Annotated in this window: 6 protein-coding genes; 5 read left to right on the top strand and 1 reads right to left on the bottom strand. The window is 69.3% G+C overall.

Features of this window, described 5'->3' with window-relative positions:
- Window positions 1-77: 77 nt before the first annotated feature.
- Window positions 78-536: an Lrp/AsnC family transcriptional regulator gene (locus tag AC1D2K_RS28990; RefSeq protein ID WP_478093155.1), complete on the top strand. Its 459-nt coding sequence runs from the start codon at window positions 78-80 to the stop codon at window positions 534-536.
- A 48-nt stretch (window positions 537-584) separates the two neighbouring features.
- On the opposite strand, the gene AC1D2K_RS28985 is transcribed toward AC1D2K_RS28990, so the two are convergent.
- The gene (locus AC1D2K_RS28985; RefSeq protein WP_478093153.1) at window positions 585-1,478 is read right to left on the bottom strand and encodes a LysR family transcriptional regulator; all 894 of its coding nucleotides are present in this window, start codon (window positions 1,476-1,478) and stop codon (window positions 585-587) included.
- Window positions 1,479-1,566: 88 nt separating this feature from the next.
- Here AC1D2K_RS28985 and AC1D2K_RS28980 point away from each other — a divergent pair, with 88 nt between their 5' ends.
- From AC1D2K_RS28980 to AC1D2K_RS28965, 4 genes are all read left to right on the top strand, one after another.
- Window positions 1,567-2,793, top strand: a complete 1,227-nt coding sequence (locus tag AC1D2K_RS28980; RefSeq protein WP_478093151.1) for a CaiB/BaiF CoA transferase family protein — start codon at window positions 1,567-1,569, stop codon at window positions 2,791-2,793.
- Window positions 2,790-3,275: a MaoC family dehydratase gene (locus AC1D2K_RS28975; RefSeq protein ID WP_478093149.1), complete on the top strand. Its 486-nt coding sequence runs from the start codon at window positions 2,790-2,792 to the stop codon at window positions 3,273-3,275. The genes AC1D2K_RS28980 and AC1D2K_RS28975 overlap by 4 nt, the downstream gene beginning before the upstream one ends.
- Before the next feature lie 177 nt (window positions 3,276-3,452).
- Window positions 3,453-4,457 carry a Bug family tripartite tricarboxylate transporter substrate binding protein gene (locus tag AC1D2K_RS28970; RefSeq protein WP_478093147.1) on the top strand — a complete coding sequence of 335 codons (1,005 nt, stop codon included), beginning with the start codon at window positions 3,453-3,455 and terminating at the stop codon, window positions 4,455-4,457.
- An 11-nt stretch (window positions 4,458-4,468) separates the two neighbouring features.
- The coding region (locus AC1D2K_RS28965) for a Bug family tripartite tricarboxylate transporter substrate binding protein (RefSeq protein ID WP_478093145.1) at window positions 4,469-5,388 on the top strand (920 nt) is incomplete at its 3' end.

Here is a 5,388-nt window from a genome sequence, read left to right as displayed (position 1 = left end):
GAGTGCCCATTGTGCGCGATCCGGATGCGAGCAAAATATTACTCACCCACCGCAGAAATTTGGATTGGAATACTTCGATGGACAAGATCGACAAGGCCATCCTGGAAGTGCTGCAAGACGACGCGAGCGCCTCGCTGCAGGGCATCAGCGAACAGGTGGGCCTGTCGGCGACGCCCTGCTGGCGGCGCATCCAGCGGCTCGAGCGCGAGGGCTATATCCGTCAGCGCGTGGCGCTGCTCGATCCCGGCAAGCTCAACGTGGGCGTGACGGTGTTCGTCGCCATTCGCACCAGCCAGCACAACGACAAGTGGTTCAAGCGCTTCAGCAGCGTGGTGGCGGCCATCCCGCAGATCGTCGAGTTCTACCGGATGAGCGGCGACACCGACTACCTGCTGCGGGTGGTGGTGCCGGACATCGCGGCCTACGACGCGGTCTACAAGCGGTTGATCCGCGAGATCGAGTTGTCCGACGTGAGTTCGAGCTTTGCCATGGAGCAGATCAAGTACACGACGGCCTTGCCGCTCGACTACGCCTGAGCTCGCCGCAGTCGCCGTGGCGCGCCGCCTGCGCCATGGAGGCAGCCGCTACTCGCCCGGCAACTCCAGCACGCTCTCCAGGAAGCGCTGCGCCGCGGAGGTCTGGCCGCCCGGCGGCAGCGCCAGGGCGATCCCGATCGCCGTCTGCGCGCCCGGCCCCGTGAGCGGCTTGAAGACGATCCTGCGCGTCGCGTGCCGCGCTGCGACCGAGGGCACCAGCGCCACGCCCAGGCCGCTTTCCACCAGGCTGATCAGCGTCTGCACCTGAACCGCCTCCTGCTGCACGTTCGGCATGAAGCCGGCCTGCTGGCAGGCCAGCAGCGCCGCGGCATGCAGGCCGGGCACTTCCATCGCGCCGTACATCACGAAGGTCTCCGGCGCGAGGTCCGCCAGCGTGAGCCGACGCCGCCGCGCCAGCGGATGATCGACCGACAGCGCCGCCATGAACACATCGCGCTCGGCCGGAAAGATGCGCGCCTTGCAGGCGCGGCCGATGGGGAAGCGCACCAGCCCCACATCGACATCGCCGCTCTCCACCATCCCGACGATGCGCGCCGTGGTCGACTCGGCCAGTTGCAGCTGCACGCCCRGATAGCGCTGCCTGAAGCGCGGCAGCAGGCGCGGCATCAGTGCATAAGTGGCCGAGCCCACGAAGCCCACGCGCAGGATGCCCGCCTCGCCGCGTGAGGCGGCCTGCGCCGCGAGCGCGAACTGCTCGGTGTGGAACACCGCGCGGCGCGCATTCTCCAGCGCGGCCGCGCCGGCCGGTGTCAACTCGGTGCCGCGCCGGTTGCGCACGAACAGCGGCACGCCCACCTGCTCCTCCAGCCGCCGTATCGACGCCGACAGCGGCGGCTGAGCCATGTGCAGCCGCTCGGCCGCGCGGTGGAAGTTGAGCGTCTCGGCCAGGGCGATGAAGTGACGAAGCTGGCGTGCATCCATGATCTCTGAAAGGTATCACAGAGCAGTAATTTGATATTGGACGGCAACGAATCCGCTTCGCAGAATGCGCCCAGGAGACAAACAGACGATGCTGCCCCTGCAAGGCGTGAAGGTGCTCGACCTCTCGAGCGTGGTGTTCGGTCCGCTGGCGAGCCAGGCGTTGGCCGACTACGGTGCCGAGGTGATCAAGATCGAGCCGCCCGAGGGCGATTCGACCCGCCACACCGGTCCGGCCACCGAGGCCGGCATGTCGGCGATGTTCCTCGGCAGCAACCGCAGCAAGAAGAGCGTGGTGCTCGACCTCAAGCGCCCGGCGGCCCGCGAGGCGCTGATGGCGCTGCTCGCCGACGCCGACGTGTTCATGCACAGCATGCGGCCGCAGAAGCTGGCCCCGCTGGGCATCGATCCCGAGGCGCTCATGGCCCGCTTTCCGCGCCTGGTCTATGCCGGCCTGCACGGCTTCGCGCAGGGCGGCCCTTATGCGGGGCGGCCGGCCTACGACGACGTGATCCAGGGCATGTCGGGCCTGGCGGCCTTGATGGCGCAGCAGGGCGGCGAGGCGCGCTACCTGCCCACCATCGCCGCCGACAAGACCTGCGCACTGGTCGGCGCGCAAGCCATCCTGGCGGCGCTGTTCCGGCGCGAGCGCACGGGGCGCGGCGCGTTCGTGGAGATTCCGATGTTCGAGACCRTGGTGGCCTTCAACCTCGTCGAGCACATGTATGGCCGGCACTTCGAGCCGCCGCTCGGCCCCGCCGGCTATCCGCGCGTGCTCACGCCGTGGCGGCGCCCGTGGCGCACGGCCGACGGGCACATCTGCATGATGCCGTACACCAGCCAGCACTGGCAGCGCTTCTTCGCCGAAGTCGGCGAGCCCGGCCTGGCTGCGGACCCGCGCTTCGCCGACATGGCGGCGCGCACGCGCCACATCGGCGAACTGCTGGCACTGGCGGGTGGATTCGTCGCCCGCGGCACCACCGCGCACTGGCTCGCCACCTGCGAGCGGCTGGAGATCCCGGCCGCACCGATCCGCCATCTCGACGAGTTGCCCGACGACCCGCATCTGACGGCGACCGGCTTCTTCACCGAACTGGAAGACACGCACATGGGATCGATGCGCTTTCCCGGCGTGCCCGTGAAGTTCGACGGCCAGCGCCCCGCGGTCGGCATGCCGCCGCGTCTTGGCGAGCACACGCGCCAGAGCCTCGCAGCCGCGGGCCTGTCGCCTTCCCGGATCGACGCGTTGATTGCCGACGGCGCGGCGGGCGCCACGGCCCCCGTACCCACCACCACGCCCACGGAGAACCAGAGATGAACGCCCCCCCCGACCGCTCGCCCGAGCACGCCGCCCTGCCCCGCCTGGGCCAGGGCTTCGTCTGGCAGGACCTCGCGGTCGGCCAGCGCCTGCGCACCTTCCGCCGCACCGTCACCGAGACCGACCTGGTCAACTTCATCGGCGTGACCGGCATGCTCGAGGCGATCTTCATCGATGCCGACTACGAAGGCAGCGCCATCGCGGGCCGGCCGGTGCCGGCCGCCCTGACCTACACGCTGATCGAAGGCTTCATCCTGCAGACCATGATCCAGGGCACGGGGCTCGCGATGCTCGAGCTGGTGCAGAAGATCCATGCCCCGGTGCTCGTCGGCGACAGCATCGAGGCGGCGATCGAAGTCACCGGCATCCGGCCGACGTCGAAGKGCGGCCGCGCCATCGTCGATTCGCGCATCGAGGTCTTCAACCAGCATGGCCGGTGCGTCATGCACTACGACGCGCGCCGCCTTCTCGCAGGCCGCTGAGATGGAAATCCCCCCGATGCGCCTGGCGGCGCCTCCCCCCAGGGGGCGATACCAGCGGCCTGGCAAAGCCAGATCCGCGGTATCCCTGGGCTTGGCTGCGCCGGTTTCATACGGCGCGGGGCACGCGCAGCGTGGCGGACCCGTGAGCTTCAAGAACATCATCGGAGAMCCAAAGACATGTCAATCCTCTTTCATCGCCTAGCGACGCGGCGCGCAGCCACCCTGGYCGCGAGCGCCGCACTGCTCGCGCTCGCTGGCCCGTGTGCCTTCGCGCAAACCCCGGCGGCCTACCCGACCAAGCCGATCACGATGGTCGTGCCCTTCCCGCCCGGCGGGCCCACCGACCTGGTCGCGCGGGTGCTCGCGCAGAAGCTCGGCGAGCAGCTGGGCCAGAACATCCTGGTCGACAACCGCGGCGGCGCCAACGGGAACATCGGCGCGCAGATGGTCGCCAAGGCACCGGCCGACGGCTACACCCTCCTCTACAACACCTCGTCCATCACGCTGAGCCCCGCGCTCTACAAGAGCGTGTCGTACGACGTGCAGAAGGATTTCGCACCGGTCGCGCTGGTGGCCGTGGTGCCGCTCGCGCTGGTCGCGCACCCGTCGGTCCCGGCCAACAACGTCAAGGAGTTCGTGGCCTACGCCAAGGCGCATCCGGGCAAGCTCTCGTACGGCTCCGCGGGCAACGGCAACGTCACGCACCTGGGCGCGTTCCAGTTCGTGCAGGCCAACGGCATCGATGCCACGCACGTGCCGTACAAGGGCAGCGCGCCGGCCGACGTCGACCTGGTCGGCAACCAGATCCAGTTCATGACCGACACCGTCAATTCGGTGATGGGCTTCGTGCGCGACAAGCGGCTGAAGATGCTGGCGGTGACCACGGCCAGGCGCATGTCGCTGTTTCCCGATGTGCCCACGCTCGCGGAGTCCGGCATGCCGGGCTTCGAAGTGGGCGCCTGGCAGGGCGTGATGGTGCCCGCCGGCACGCCGCCGGCCGTGGTGGAGCGGCTGAACGCAGAGATCGTCAAGGCGCTCAAGTCGCCCGACGTGCGCGAGCGCCTGGCGCTGCAGGGCGCCGAGCCGCTGGGCTCCACGCCCCAGGAATACGGCGCCTATGTGAAGAAGGAACTGGTCCGCTGGGCCGGTGTCGTCAAGGCCACGGGCGTGACGCTCGACTGAAGGTGAAGCACATGACCGCCCGTCCTCTCTTCATGGCGCCGCTGCTGGCGCTGGGCCTGGTGCTCGGCGCGGACCATGCGGCCGCCCAGGACTTCCCGTCGAAGCCCATCAAGTTCGTCGTGCCGTTCCCGCCGGGCAGCGGCACCGACACCTCGGCGCGCTACTTCGGCCGCAAGCTCGGCGAGCTTACCGGCCAGCCGGTGGTGGTCGAGAACAAGCCCGGCGCCAACGGCTTCATCGCGGTGAAGGCCGTGCTCGGTGCTCCGGCCGACGGCTACACCGTCTTCGTCGGCAGCAACTCGACGCTGGCGGTCAACGCGGCGCTGTTCAAGTCGCTGCCTTACGACCCCGTCGCCGACCTCGCGCCGCTCACGATGATGATGCGCGCGCCGGCGCTGATCGTGGTGCCCGGCAACTCGGCATACAAGACGCTGCCCGAACTGATCGCCGGCGCGAAGGCCAAGCCGGGCGCGCTCAACTACGGCGCGGGTTCGGCGGGCTACCAACTGATGTCCGAGCTCTTCAACGACGCCGCCAGGGTGCAGACCAGCCACGTCCCGTTCAAGGGTGCGGGCGAGGCGGTGATCGCGGTCGTGGCGGGCACGGTCGACATGGCCTTCGCCGAGATCACCAGCGTGCAGGAGCTCACCAAGTCGGGCAAGCTGCATGCGCTCGCCGTGGCCGCCGACAAGCGCATACCCGCGCTGCCCTCGGTGCCCACGGCCGGCGAGGCAGGCCTGCCGGGCTTCGCGGCCTACACCTGGGTCGGCGCGATGGTCTCGGCCAGGACGCCGAAGGCCGAAACGGACAGGCTGGCGGCGCTGCTCACGAAGATCGAGACGATGCCCGAGACGCGCGAGTTCTACGAGCGCATCGGCGCCGAGGTCATGCAGGGCGGTCCGGACGAGATGCGCGCCTTCCAGGCGAGCGA

It is taken from the genome of Variovorax sp. P1_H12_2, from assembly GCF_056405335.1.
Note: the sequence above shows the minus strand (reverse complement) of the source record. Positions and strands in the feature narration are given on the sequence as shown.